The organism is Pseudomonas nicosulfuronedens (assembly GCF_005877905.1).
Lineage (GTDB): Bacteria > Pseudomonadota > Gammaproteobacteria > Pseudomonadales > Pseudomonadaceae > Pseudomonas > Pseudomonas nicosulfuronedens.
The window spans coordinates 88,273-101,122 of record NZ_SWDV01000024.1; the positions used below are offsets into that span (position 1 = coordinate 88,273).

Here is a 12,850-nt window from a genome sequence, read left to right on the forward strand (position 1 = left end):
TTTCTCCTAGAGGTCCTTGTCTTCGAGTCCCGCCGGGGCGAAGCCGGCCAGGGTACGGTCGAGCCAGCCGCCTTTGCGGTTCTGCGCCTCGGCCTGTTCCTTGCGCTGCACCGCGCCGCGTACCATCAGGCCGCCGACATAGCGCACCGGTTCGAGCGGGAAGCGCTTGGGCTGGCGGCCAACCAGGCCGCAGCGGCTCCATTCGTCATCGATCCCCAGCGCCAGGCTGGCGAGGATGCGCCCACCCAGGCGACTCGGGCCGACGCCGTTGCCGCTCCAGCCGATGCCGTAGACGATGTGCGGCGCGCTGTTCAGATGGCCGAACACCGGCAGGCTGTCGTAGGTACGGTCGATCGGGCCTGACCAGCTGTGGGTCACCGGCACGTCGTCCAGTTGCGGATAGGTTCGGCGCAGGTCCTGCTCGGTGTCGTCGCTGAGCTGCGGGTTGTGGTCGTAGCTCTCGTCGATTCGGCTGGCGAAGCTGATCATCCCGGTGCCCTTGCCGAAGGCAATGCGGCCGTCCTGGGTGGTGCGGTAGTAGTCGACCATCAACTGCGAGTCGGTGATGGCTTCGCCGCCGGTCCAGCCGATCTGTTCCAGGCGCTCGGGGATCGGCGCGGTGGCCACCACGGTGCTGGTCACCGGCAGGATGGTGCGGCGCAGCTCGGGAATCGCCGCCGCCCAGGCGTTGGTCGCCATCACCACCTTCGGTGCGCGCAGTTCTCCGCCAGGAGTACGGATCACCGCCGGCTGGCCGCGATCCAGACTGAGCATCGGGGTGTTCTCGAAGATGCGCACGCCCTTCTCCAGCGCCACACGGCGCAGACCGCGCACCAGGCGGGCTGGCTGCACGGTGGCGTTGCTGGCTTCGAGCACGCCTTCGAGGTGTTTCGCGGAGCCGGCACGGTTCGCCACCTCGCGGTTGGAAAGAGACTGGAACACCGGTTCGCCAAGGCGCTCGCAAGTCTGCTGCACACCTTTCCAGGCGCCGCGTTGTGCCTCGGTGGTGGCAGTCCACAGCCAGCCGGCGCGGCGGAAGTGCGCGTCGATGTCGTGGGCCTTGCAGAACTCCTCGATCTCACCAATGGCCGCCGCCGAAGCGCGAGCCAGGCGCAGCGCCTCGTCCTTGCCGCACTGCGCGGCCAGCGAGCTGATCTTCGGCCACCAGGACATGACGAAGCCGCCATTGCGCCCCGAGGCACCGCCGCCGCAGATGTCGCGTTCGATGATGGCGATACGGCAGTCAGGCTTGAGCTCCAGCAGGCGCAACGCGGTCCATAGGCCGACGAAGCCGCCGCCGACGATAGCCACGTCGACGTCGAGCGGGCCTTCCAGCGCAGGCAGCGGAGTCAGCTCGGAGGCGATTTCCTCCAGCCACAGGGAACGTTTCATGTTCGGATTCCAGGTTGAACGGTAGTGCGCCACTGTCCTGCGTCAGGCCAGCGGCGAACAATCGTCCGTTCCATGCAATCCGGGGGAAGGCCTCATACGAAGATATGAAGCCTGGAGCTCTTGTAGGCCCCGTGTAGGGACGGTTACCGCTTCTACGGTCAGGCCTTGGGCTTCTTCGGCGCCAGGCCCGGCTTGGCGAACTTCACGATCAGCCAGTTCTCCGACTTGCCGTGCTTGACCGTGACCTCGGCCACACGAATGCTCGCCGGCACCGTGGCCAGCACCTGGCGGGCGTCGAGGCCCGGCTTGATGTATTTGTCGAGCTGTTCGTAGAGGCGGTAGCTGATCATCCCACTACGCAGCGCGTGGGTCTCGAAGTCGCCGATGGCCTTGGCGTCGGCCTCGGTGCGATTCGGGTTCAGGGTGTGCGCCAGGACATCGACCACGTTCTTGTCGTCGGCGATAGCCACCAGCATGAAGCGCTTGGCCACTTCCTGCAGTACGCGCCGGTAGGCGGCATCGTTGTATTCGCTGTACAGCACCGCCTCGACCAGTTTCTGCTTGTCGAAGGTCAGCGCCAGGCGGAAGCGCGTGCCTGCGTAGTCCACGCCATCCTTGCAGCGCGCGGTGACGCCCATGGGCTGCAGGCATTCGACGAAGCCCTGCGGCTTGCCGAAGCCTTTCTGCGCCGCGCCGTAGTTGTACTTGCCGAACAGCGGATCAGCCGCCGACGCCATGCCCGCCACGCACATCAACAGTGCGCCCATTGCCCATCTGCCCATCACAAACCCGTCTCACGAAATGCAAAGGACGCGAGGATAGAGGATTCTGACGGGACATGGCTCGCCGCAGACGATGATCGGGCATGGAGGGATGCAGGTTCGCGAGCAAGCTCGCTCCTACGAAGAGCAGCAGTCCAACCTGTAGGAGCGAGCTTGCTCGCGAACCGTACCCCACCGCTCGATCAGGACCGTAGGGCGCATAACCTGGAACAGGTTATCCGCCGACCGGCTTGCGGCGGATAACGCTGGCGCGTTATGCGCCCTACGCGAAACCTCGGTCAGGACTCTCAGTCGAAGCGATACTCCAGCCCCGCCCCCGCATACCACGAGCGCCCCGGCGCCGCTTCGTAGTAGCGTCCATTGCTGTCGCCGACGATCACCGAACCGACGTACTGGCGGTCCAGCAGGTTGTCCAGGCGCACCAACTGGTGGAAGGTCCAGGGCCCGACGTGCTGCTCGAAGCGGGTACGCCAGTTGAACACCGCGTAGCTGGGAGCCGGCTTGTCCTCGTTGCTGTCCTCGACATAGACCTTGCTGCGGTACTGGCCTTCGAAGCCCATGCTGATGCCGTCCTGCGGCTTCCACACCAGCTCGCCGAACAGGCTGCTGCCGGGCACGCCGGGCAGGTGGTTGCCCTTCTCGATGGTGCTGCCACTCTCGACGAAGTCTTCGTCGTAGGTGGCGTCCAGGCGGGTATAGGCGAGGTTGGCCTGCCAGTGTTCGGAGAGGTCGCTCTGCATGCCCAATTCGAAGCCTCGGCGCAGGGTCTTGCCGGCGTTCTGGTAACTGGTGCGGCCGCCGCTGGAACTGGCGACGACGATCTCGTCATCGGTACGGATTTCGAAGATCGCCGCGTTGATTCGCGTATTGCCGGCGACCTTGGCCTTCAGGCCGATCTCGTACTGGGTGCTGGTGGCCGGGTCGAGGCCGAAGTTGAAGCTCTCGGCCAGGCCCGGCGCGTAGGCCATTTCGGCCTGGGTCGGGGTCTCGAAGCCCTTGCCGGCGCTGACGTAGCCGTGCAGTTCGGGGGTGAAGGCATACATCACCGAGAGCGACGGGTTGTTCTGCTGGTATTTCTTCGAGCCGCTGGAGTCGCCATTGCTCAGGTAGTGGTCGTCGACTTCCATCTTCATGCTGCTGTGCCGCAGACCGGCGTCGAAAGTCCAGTTGCCCAGCTCCCAGCGCGCCTGCACATACGGGTCGAGGCTGGTGGCGATGTCGTTCTCGTTGCGCCGCATCTCGCCCTTCACACCGAGCTGGTCGCCGCTGAAGTTCTGGAAGCCCTTGCGGTCATCCTCGCTACGGTCGTAGTCCACCCCGGTGGTGACGGTAAGCTCACCCGGCACCCCGTGCACCGGCTGAATCCAGCGCAGGGTGCCGCCGTGGAACTCACGGTCGAAGTCCACCACGCCACCGCCGCGCTGGGAGTTGGAGGCCACCGTCCTGGGGATCGACAGGTACTGCACCACGCTGCGCTGGCCGGCGTAGAGGTTGAACTGCAGGGTCGCCTCGCCGAAGTAGCGCTCGTAGTTCATGCCCAATTGCTGGTGATCGATGCTTTTGCGCGTGTTGTAGGTCTCGGCAACGGAGGCCACGGAGCGCGGGTCGTGCTTGTACGCATCCCAGGTCTGGCCCAGCGGGTCTTGGGTGCCGTTCTGCTCCAGGCTGCTGTAGATCAGCGCCAGGCGACTGTCTTCGTCGGGCTTGAAGTTGAGCTTGGCGAAGGTCTGGTCGCGGCGCGCAGCGCTGTGGTCGCGGTAGCCGTCGGTGTCCATGCGCGAGGCATCGAGGAGGAAACCGGCCTGGTCGGTGCCGCCTTCGGCATAGAGGTGGTTCTTGTTGAAGCCGTCGCTGCCGAAGGTGGTTTCCGCACCGACCTTGGGCGGGCCGTAGCCGTCGCGGGAGAACATCTGGATCACCCCGCCACTGTTGCTGCCGTAGAGCGTCGAGGTCGGGCCGCGCAACACTTCGATGCGGTCGGCGACGTCGAGGTTCAGCGTCGCCGCCTGGCCCTGGCCATCCGGCGTGCTGGCGGGGATGCCGTCGCTGAGCAGCTTCAGCCCGCGAATGCCGAAGGCAGAGCGCGCGCCGTAGCCACGGGAGGAAATCTGCAGGTCCTGGGCGTAGTTCTGGCGGTTCTGCACCACCAGCCCGGGCACCCGCTGCAGCACTTCGGAAGCATTGACGCCGAGCTGGCCATCACTGAGCTGCGGTTGCTGCACGGTGTCGATGGAGAACGGCAGGTCGAAGCTCGACACCGGCGCATAGGCGCCCGTCACCACCATGGGCGCGAGCAGCGCTTCACTGTCCGCTTCCGTTGTTTGTGCGCGGGCCAGTTGGCCGTGGGCGACGCCGCAGATCAACAACGGCAGCAGTTTGAGTTGGGTGGGTACGACAGAGCGGGTAGCAGGCACGGCGACTAGGATTCTTCTGTAGGACCGAACGGCGATGCTGCCAGTCTCGGCAGCCGCTGCACAGGGCTTTCGTGGGTCGGGATGTTGCGAGTGATCGAGCGTGCAAAAGGCTATTTCATTCATCTGCTTTTGCCTCTTCGACGATTGTACTATCTAGTTAATTAGCATGCTAAGCGTATAATCGACGAATTCCACAGCGAGAACCTTCTGTATGAAACCGGTACAGCGTCCCTCCGGCGCGAGCACTTTCATCCTCATCGGCCTGGGCGTAATCATCGCCCTCCTCGGCCTCGCCCTGGCAGCCGGCGGCATCCGCCTGGTCAGCCTTGGCGGCTCCTGGTACTTCCTCATCGGCGGCCTGGCCATGGCCATTTCCGGCCTGCTGATCGCACTTCGCAAGCCGGCTGGCGCCTGGTTGTTTGCCGCCTTCCTGGTGGCCACGGCAATCTGGGCGGTGGCCGACAGCGGCCTGGTGTTCTGGCCGCTGTTCTCGCGGCTGTTCATGTTCAGTGCCATTGGCGTGGCGGTCGCACTGGTCTACCCGCTGCTGGCCCGCTCCGCAGGCCGCGAGGCTGGGCGCGGTGCCTACGGCATCGCTGGCGTGCTGGCGGTGCTGGTGGCGATTGCCGCCGGCAACATGTTCGTTGCCCATCCCAGCGTCGCCCCCACCGGCAAGGGTCCGGGCCTGACGCCGGTGGACCCGGCCCACGCGCAGAAAGACTGGGCGCACTACGGCAACACCGAGGGAGGCAGCCGCTTCGCCGCGCTGGACCAGATCAACCGCAGCAACGTCGACAAGCTGAAGGTGGCCTGGACCTATCACACCGGCGACGTGGCCCTCAGCGACGGCAACGGTGCGGAAGACCAGCTGACGCCGTTGCAGGTCGGTGACAAGGTGTTCATCTGCACCCCGCACAACAACCTGATCGCACTGGACGCGGACACAGGCAAGGAACTCTGGAAGAACGAGATCAACGCCCAGTCCAAGGTCTGGCAGCGTTGCCGGGGCATGGCCTACTTCGATGCCACCCGGCAGATCGCTCAGCCGACCCAGCCCAACAGCTCGCCGATCATCGCCGCCAGCGTGCCAGCAGGCGCCAACTGCCAGCGTCGCCTGCTGACCAACACCATCGACGCACGCCTGATTGCGGTGGACGCGGACACCGGCGAGTTCTGCCAGGGCTTTGGCAACAACGGCCAGGTCGACCTGAAGGCCGGCCTGGGTGATGTGCCCGACTCCTACTACCAGCTCTCCTCCGCCCCGCTGATGGCCGGCACCACCGTGGTGGTCGGCGGCCGCGTCGCGGACAACGTCCAGACCGACATGCCCGGCGGCGTGATCCGGGGCTTCGACGTGATCACCGGTGCCATGCGCTGGGCCTTCGATCCGGGTAACCCGGACGACAAGCAGGCTCCGGCGGACGGCAAGACCTACGTACGCAGCACCCCCAACAGCTGGGCGCCGATGTCCTACGACCCGGCGATGAACACGGTCTTCCTGCCCATGGGCAGTTCCTCCACCGACATCTATGGCGTGGAGCGCACGAAGCTCGATCATACCTACGGCGCCTCGATCCTTGCCGTGGACGCCACCACCGGCGCCGAAAAGTGGGTCTACCAGACCGTGCACAACGACCTCTGGGACTTCGACCTGCCGATGCAGCCGAGCCTGGTGGACTTCCCCGTGGCCGATGGCAAGAGCGTGCCCGCCGTGGTGATCGGCACCAAGGCCGGGCAGATCTACGTGCTCGACCGCGCCACCGGCAAGCCGCTCACCGAGGTGAAGGACGTACCGGTCAAGCCGGGCAACATCCCCGACGAGCCGTACTCACCGACCCAGCCGCGTTCGGTCGGCATGCCGCAGATCGGCGCGCAGACCCTCACCGAATCGGACATGTGGGGCGCCACGCCCTATGACCAGCTGCTGTGCCGCATCGACTTCAAGAAGATGCGCTACGACGGCCTGTACACGGCGCCGGGCACCGACCTGTCGCTGAGCTTCCCCGGCTCCCTGGGCGGCATGAACTGGGGCAGCCTCTCCACCGACCCGGTGCACGGCTTCATCTTCGTCAACGACATGCGCCTGGGCCTGTGGATCCAGATGATCCCCTCGGCCAACAAGGGCGCGGCAGCCGGCGGTGGCGAGGCGCTGAACACCGGCATGGGAGCGGTGCCGCTCAAGGGCACGCCCTACGCGGTGAACAAGAACCGCTTCCTCTCGGTGGCCGGCATCCCGTGCCAGGCACCGCCGTTCGGCACCCTCACCGCCATCGACCTGAAGACCCGCCAGGTGGCCTGGCAGGTACCGGTGGGCACCGTGGAAGACACCGGCCCCCTGGGCATCCGCATGCACCTGCCGATCCCCATCGGCCTGCCGACCCTCGGCGGCACGCTGTCGACCCAGGGCGGCCTGGTGTTCATCGCCGGCACCCAGGACTTCTACCTGCGCGCCTATGACAGCAGCAACGGCGAGGAAATCTGGAAGGCCCGCCTGCCCGTCGGCAGCCAGGGCGGCCCGATGACCTACGTCTCACCGAAGACTGGCAAGCAGTTCATCGTCATCACCGCCGGCGGGGCGCGCCAGTCCACCGACCGCGGCGACTACGTGATGGCGTACGCCCTGCCCGACCAGCCGTAACTATCCCATCACGCCCGCCTCGTGCGGGCGTCTCCTTCCGGCGCGGCCCTACCACCGCGCCTTTTTTATCGGTTTTCCAAGGACACCCATGCGTACTTCCCTCCGCATGACGCCCAGCCTTTTGCTGTGCGTCGCCTCCCTGCCGGTGCTGGCCGATGAAGGCCTGCTCGAACGCTCCACGATGACCGGCGACTGGGGCGGCCTGCGCCACCAGCTGGAAGAAAGCGGCGTCAAGTTCAGCGGCGACTACAGCGGCGAGACCGCCTACAACGCCCACGGCGGCCTGCACCGCTCGGCGCGCTACTCGCAGAACATCAAGCTGGGCGTGCAGTTCGACCTGTCGAAACTCTACGGCCTGGACAACGGCGGCAAGGTCCAGCTGACGATCAATGACCGCCGCGGCAACAGCGCCTCGGAAGACCTGGTGGGCAACCGCCTGCCGGTCCAGGAAAACTACGGCGGCCTCTACACCCGCATGACCGAGCTGAGCTACGAACGCGACCTGGGCCAGGCGCTGAACCTCAAGCTCGGCTACATGGCCATGGGCAACGACGTCGGCGGGCTGGATAGCGGCATCCTCTGCAGCTTCATGAACGCCGGTTTCTGCGGGCACCCGCTGAACATGTCCGGTGGCAGTGGCTGGACCAACTACCCCAACGCGCACCTGGGCGCGCGGGTGAAGTACAGCTTCGCGCCCGACTGGCAGCTACGCATCGCCGCCTTCAACGTCGACCCGGACAGCAACGGCAACTCCAGCCGAGCCTGGCACCTCACGCCCAAGCACACCACCGGCACCGTGGTGCCCATCGAGCTGGTCTACAAGCCCCAGGGCGAGCTGCCCGGCGAATACAAGCTGGGCTGGTACTACGACAGTTCCAACGTGCAGCGCATCGGCAGCGACAAGGAAGTCTCCGGCCGCAGCGGCCACTACCTGCTGATCGACCAGGCCGTGTGGAACGACCCGACCTCCACGGGACGCAGCCTGCACCTGTTCGGTCAGGCCTCGGCCGCCAGCAGCGCCGCCTCGCCCTTCACCAAGTGGTATGGCGCAGGCGTAGTGCTCTACAAACCCCTCGAAGGCCGTCCGAAAGACAGCGTCGCGCTGGGTTACGGCCGCGCCGTGCCCAACCCTCGCAGCCGCGAAGTGCAAGAGAACAATGCCCTCGCCAATGGCCAGGACTACCCGAACCTGGACAGCGGCGAACAACTGATCGAGCTGAGCTACGGCTACCAGGCCACTCCCTGGCTGACCCTGCGTCCGGACCTGCAATACGTCATCGAACCCGGCGCCTTCTCCGGCCAGGAGATCGACAACGCGCTGTTACTCGGCCTGCAGGTGAAGGCAACGTTCTGAGGCAAGCGATCCCGAGACAAATTGATACAGTAACCTCATGATTAATAGGACTTTTCCTATACAAATAGAACGTCCGTACTCCTAAACTGGCCTGTCACCCTGCGGGAACACCCGCAGGACGTTGACACCGGATAGATGGAGCACCACATGCCCGGTTGGTATGAAATCAAGGAACTCAGCAGCGGCAACCGTCGCGTTCTGCTCAAGAGCACGGCCCACGGTACTCTGCTGGAAACTCTGGCCTACCCGACACAGGAGGCAGCCGAGCAGGCCATCAACAGCCTCCGCAGCTCCTGTGCGGCCGTCGAGCGCTACAAGCGCCAGATGTCCCCCGGCGGCAAGAATTTCTTCGTGATCCGCGATAACACCGGTGCAGAACTGCTGACCAGCAAGCTGTACGACTCCGAGGCCGCACGCGACCAGGCGATCGCAACGATCGCCCAGGCCGGCCTCAGCACCGAGCTGCGTGCGCACGCTTGAGTGACGAGTGAATGAAAGAGCCCCGCGCAATGCGGGGCTTTTTTGTGGGCGTCATATACAACTTGCAGGAGCGAGCTTGCTCGCGAACCTGGCATCACAGCGGGGCTGTTCGCGAGCAAGCTCGCTCCTACACGCTCGGCCCCGCCACGGTGCTCATGCCCTTGCCGTCCACCCGCCGTGTCGGGATCGATTCGGGGTCGAGATTGTCGATGCAGCTGCCATTCACGCTGAGCAACGCCGGATTGCTGCGGCGCTGGTGGTAGACGTAGATGCCGCACGTCCCGCAGAAGTAATGCAACGCCACGCCGCTGTTCCAGCGGTACAGGCGCAGGGCCTGATCGCCGCGGGTCAGTCGGAAGTTGTCCTTCGGCACGGTGGCCATCAGGGCGTTGCGCTTGGCGCACAGCGAGCAGTCGCAACGCACCAGTTCGTCGAGCTCCGCGTCGAAGGCGAAAGCTACCGCGCCGCAGTGGCAACTACCGGTGTAATGCATGGCGGACTCCTCATCGTGACTGATGTCTATGAATAGCCCAGCGTAGACGCTCTCCCATTCGTGACTACGGCTCAACTATCCTTTGCCGTTTGCCACGTTTTTCTCAAGGGACGACTTCCGGACAATGCCTCCCATCGCATCCCATTCGTCCGGAGCCCCACCATGCCACTCGCCCTCCTGGCGCTGACGCTCAGTGCCTTCGCCATCGGCACGACGGAGTTCGTCATCGTCGGTCTGATTCCCACCATCGCCACCGACCTGGGCGTCACCCTGCCCTCCGCCGGCCTGCTGGTCAGCCTCTACGCCCTCAGCGTCGCCATCGGTGCGCCGCTGCTGACCGCCATGACCGGGCGCATCCCACGCAAGGCACTGCTGGTTGGCCTGATGGCGCTGTTCACCGTTGGCAATCTGGTGGCCTGGCAGGCGCCCAGCTACGAATCGCTGATCGTCGCGCGCATCCTCACCGGCCTGGCCCACGGCGTGTTCTTCTCGGTCGGCTCGATCATCGCCACCAACCTGGTGAGCAAGGACAAGGCCGCCAGCGCCATCGCCACCATGTTCAGCGGCATGACCGTTGCCTTCGTCACCGGCATCCCGCTGGGCACCTTCATTGGCCAGCACCTGGGCTGGCGCGTGACCTTCCTGGTGGTCGCCGCCTTCGGCGTGGTCGCCCTGCTCGGCAGCCTGCTGTTCGTGCCGAAGACCATCCAGCACACCCCGCCGGCGCCTCTGCTGCGCCAGGCCCGCGTACTGCTGCAACCGCGTCTGTTGCTGGTCTATGCGATGACCGCCGTGGGCTATGGCGGTTCGCTGATCGCCTTCACCTTCCTCGCGCCGATCCTCCAGGACCTCGCTGGCTTCAGCCCGAACATGGTCGGCGCGGTGCTCCTGGCCTACGGTGTCTCGGTGGCCATCGGCAATATCTGGGGCGGCCGCCTCGCCGACAAGCGCGGCCCGGTCAGCGCCCTGAAGATCATCTTCGGCCTGTTGGCTTCGGTACTGCTGGTGCTGACTTTCACCGCCGGCAACCCGTGGCTGGTGGTGCTGACGGTGCTGGCCTGGGGCGCAGTCGCCTTCGGCAACGTGCCCGGTCTGCAGGTGTATGTCGTACAGCAGGCCGAGCGCGTGGCCCCGGATGCAGTGGACGTGGCTGCCGGCTTCAACATCGCCGCGTTCAATCTCGGCGTGGCCGGTGGTTCCTGGGCGGGCGGCCTGGTGGTCAGCCACCTGGGCCTGGGCCATACGCCCTGGATCGCCGCCGTCGTCACCCTCGCCGCCTTCAGCCTGACCGCCCTGAGTGGTCGTCTGGACCGCAACAAATCCATGGAACCGGCCGCCCCTGGCGCGGTTCCCACTCACTGATCGACCAAGGAGACTTCCCATGAGCGTTCCCGCCTTCGGCCTCGGCACTTTCCGCCTCAAGGGCCAGACCGTCATCGACTCCATCCGCACCGCGCTGGACCTGGGCTACCGGGCCATCGACACCGCGCAGATCTACGGCAACGAAGCCGACGTCGGCGAAGCCATTGCCGGCGCCAAGGTCAAGCGTGACGAGCTGTACCTGACCACCAAGATCTGGACCGAGAACTACGCCGCCGACAAGCTGATCCCCAGCCTCAAGGACAGCCTGCACAAGCTACGCACCGACCGCGTCGAGCTGACCCTGATCCACTGGCCGTCGCCCAACGGCGCAGTGCCGGTCGCCGAGTTCATGGGCGCCCTGGCCGAAGCCAAGGCCCAGGGCCTCACCGGCGAGATCGGCGTGTCCAACTTCACCATTGCGCTGATGCAGGAAGCCATCGCCGCCGTGGGCGCCGGCCAGATCGCCACCAACCAGGTGGAACTGCACCCCTACCTGCAGAACCGCAAGGTCGTCGATTTCGCCCAGAGCCAGGGCATCCACATCACGTCCTACATGACCCTGGGCTACGGCAAGGTGCTCGGCGACGAAGTGATCATCGGCATCGCCAAGCGCCACGGCGTCACCCCGGCGCAGGTCACCCTGGCCTGGGCCATGCAGCTGGGCTACTCGGTGATCCCATCCTCCACCAAGCGCGAGAACCTCGAAGGCAACCTGCGTGCCGTCGACCTGCGCCTGACCGATGCCGACATGGCCGCAATCGCCGCGCTGGAGCGCAACGAGCGCATCACCAGCCCGGAAAGCCTGGCTCCGGCCTGGGATTGATCCGCAACTGCCTGACAGCCGCCCCTCGGGGCGGCTTTGCCGTTTCCAAGGAGTACCCATGAGCGCCCCCGACCCTATCCGCGCAAATGACTATGCAGCCTGGACCTGGACGCCCGGCGCCGGCATCGACGGCCTGAGCCTGACTCGCCTGCCGCTGCCCACGCCCGGCCCTGACGAGGTGCTGGTCGCCAACACCGCCATCGCCCTGAACCCGGTGGACTGGAAGATGATCGACTGGGGCCGCGACGATTGGCAGCCGGGCCAGGTGCCTGGCGTGGATGGCGTCGGCATCGTCATCGCGGTAGGCAGCGACGCAAACCTGCGCATTGGCACCCGCGTCGCCTACCACCAGTCCCTGACCCGCGGCGGCAGCTTCGCCCACTACACGCTGCTGCGTACTCGCGCCGTGTACCCGGTTCCGGACTCGCTGGACGACGCCACCGCCGCCAGCCTGCCTTGCCCCGGCCTCACCGCCTGGCAGGCGCTGATCAAGCTGCCGGCCTGCAACAACCGTGACGTACTGGTGACCGGCGCCGGCGGTGCGGTCGGCTATCTGCTGGCCCAACTTGCCCTGCAGCGCGGCCTGCGTGTGTGGGTAACGGCTTCGAAGAAACACCGCGAGCACCTGCTGCAACTGGGTGTCGCCGGGGTCTTCGACTACCGCGACGGCCAATGGGCCCCGCAACTGCTCGAAGCCCTAGGTCCGCGCCGCCTGCACGGCATCTTCGATACCGTCAGCGGCAACCACGCCACCGGCCTGGCCCCGCTGCTGGGCTACAACGGCCACCTGGTGTGCATTCAGGACCGCCAGGAAAACGCTCCGCTGCCGGCTTTCAGCACCGCCATTTCATTGCACGAAGTGGCGCTGAACAGCATCCATGCCCATGGCGAAACCCTCGACTGGCAAGAGCTGCACGACGGTGCAGAACACCTGATGCACGGTGTCGCCGACGGCCAACTGCAGGCGCCGGCGAAACAGTTCTTCGACTTCGCCGAACTGCCCCAGGCGCTGCGCCGCTTGAAGTCTGGCGAAGGCAGCGGTAAATGGATCAGTCGCCTGCCGGCGCCAGCGGTCATCGCCTGACCGGGCAGATGGGCATACTTTTGCTCTG

At 65.7% G+C, this 12,850-nt stretch carries 10 protein-coding genes; 6 read left to right on the top strand and 4 right to left on the bottom strand.

Annotated elements, in window-relative coordinates:
• Positions 1-6 precede the first annotated feature (6 nt).
• The 3 genes from FAS41_RS18640 to FAS41_RS18650 all read right to left on the bottom strand — a co-directional run bounded on the left by FAS41_RS18640 (position 7) and on the right by FAS41_RS18650 (position 4,459).
• Positions 7-1,392: an NAD(P)/FAD-dependent oxidoreductase gene (locus FAS41_RS18640; RefSeq protein WP_138524849.1), complete on the bottom strand. Its 1,386-nt coding sequence runs from the start codon at positions 1,390-1,392 to the stop codon at positions 7-9.
• A 158-nt stretch (positions 1,393-1,550) separates the two neighbouring features.
• Entirely contained in the window at positions 1,551-2,174 is a 624-nt protein-coding gene (locus FAS41_RS18645) for a hypothetical protein (RefSeq protein WP_138524851.1), read from the bottom strand.
• Positions 2,175-2,461: 287 nt separating this feature from the next.
• Complete coding sequence (locus FAS41_RS18650) at positions 2,462-4,459, bottom strand: TonB-dependent receptor family protein (protein WP_138524953.1); 1,998 nt, start codon at positions 4,457-4,459, stop codon at positions 2,462-2,464.
• Positions 4,460-4,799: 340 nt separating this feature from the next.
• On the opposite strand from FAS41_RS18650, the gene FAS41_RS18655 reads away from it, so the two are divergent.
• The 3 genes from FAS41_RS18655 to FAS41_RS18665 all read left to right on the top strand — a co-directional run bounded on the left by FAS41_RS18655 (position 4,800) and on the right by FAS41_RS18665 (position 9,060).
• Positions 4,800-7,226 carry a glucose/quinate/shikimate family membrane-bound PQQ-dependent dehydrogenase gene (locus FAS41_RS18655; protein WP_138524853.1) on the top strand — a complete coding sequence of 809 codons (2,427 nt, stop codon included), beginning with the start codon at positions 4,800-4,802 and terminating at the stop codon, positions 7,224-7,226.
• A gap of 88 nt (positions 7,227-7,314) precedes the next feature.
• Positions 7,315-8,580, top strand: coding sequence for a carbohydrate porin (locus FAS41_RS18660; protein ID WP_138524855.1), 1,266 nt, complete (start codon positions 7,315-7,317; stop codon positions 8,578-8,580).
• A 147-nt stretch (positions 8,581-8,727) separates the two neighbouring features.
• Positions 8,728-9,060, top strand: coding sequence for a DUF1508 domain-containing protein (locus tag FAS41_RS18665; RefSeq protein WP_171049512.1), 333 nt, complete (start codon positions 8,728-8,730; stop codon positions 9,058-9,060).
• A gap of 127 nt (positions 9,061-9,187) precedes the next feature.
• On the opposite strand, the gene FAS41_RS18670 is transcribed toward FAS41_RS18665, so the two are convergent.
• The gene (locus FAS41_RS18670) at positions 9,188-9,553 is read right to left on the bottom strand and encodes a GFA family protein (RefSeq protein WP_138524859.1); all 366 of its coding nucleotides are present in this window, start codon (positions 9,551-9,553) and stop codon (positions 9,188-9,190) included.
• 162 nt (positions 9,554-9,715) lie between these two features.
• Here FAS41_RS18670 and FAS41_RS18675 point away from each other — a divergent pair, with 162 nt between their 5' ends.
• The 3 genes from FAS41_RS18675 to FAS41_RS18685 are packed head-to-tail and all read left to right on the top strand — an operon-like array spanning position 9,716 to position 12,822.
• The gene (locus FAS41_RS18675) at positions 9,716-10,915 is read left to right on the top strand and encodes an MFS transporter (protein ID WP_138524861.1); all 1,200 of its coding nucleotides are present in this window, start codon (positions 9,716-9,718) and stop codon (positions 10,913-10,915) included.
• A 19-nt stretch (positions 10,916-10,934) separates the two neighbouring features.
• Complete coding sequence (gene dkgB / locus FAS41_RS18680; protein WP_138524863.1) at positions 10,935-11,738, top strand: 2,5-didehydrogluconate reductase DkgB; 804 nt, start codon at positions 10,935-10,937, stop codon at positions 11,736-11,738.
• A 58-nt stretch (positions 11,739-11,796) separates the two neighbouring features.
• Positions 11,797-12,822: a zinc-binding dehydrogenase gene (locus tag FAS41_RS18685; RefSeq protein WP_138524865.1), complete on the top strand. Its 1,026-nt coding sequence runs from the start codon at positions 11,797-11,799 to the stop codon at positions 12,820-12,822.
• The last annotated feature ends 28 nt before the right edge of the window (positions 12,823-12,850 follow it).